Source organism: Burkholderia sp. SIMBA_051, from assembly GCF_046534915.1.
Taxonomy (GTDB): domain Bacteria; phylum Pseudomonadota; class Gammaproteobacteria; order Burkholderiales; family Burkholderiaceae; genus Burkholderia; species Burkholderia ambifaria.
This window is the reverse complement of record NZ_JAWRXS010001000.1, coordinates 1-230: the sequence shown is the minus strand read 5'-3', so window position 1 is coordinate 230 and position 230 is coordinate 1. Positions and strand designations below refer to the sequence as shown.

Annotated in this window: 1 protein-coding gene; it reads left to right on the top strand. The window is 63.9% G+C overall.

Translation table 11 applies throughout. The annotated features are described in order from the left end of the window. Position 1: 1 nt before the first annotated feature. A partial coding sequence (gene grxC / locus SB771_RS37490; protein WP_410722341.1) for a glutaredoxin 3 occupies positions 2–230 on the top strand: 229 nt, incomplete at its 3' end.

The following is a 230-nucleotide window of genomic DNA, read 5'->3' as shown; positions in this document are numbered from 1 at the left end:
CATGTACAGCACGCAGGTGTGCCCGTATTGCCAGATGGCCGAACGTCTTTTAAAGTCGCGCGGCGTCGAGCACGTTGAGAAGGTACTGATCGACAAGGACCCGGCCCGCCGCGAGGAAATGATGACGCGGACCGGCCGCCGCACGGTGCCGCAGGTGTTCATCGGCGAGACGCATGTCGGCGGGTACGATGACCTTTCCGCGCTCGATCGCGCGGGCGGTTTGATGCCTC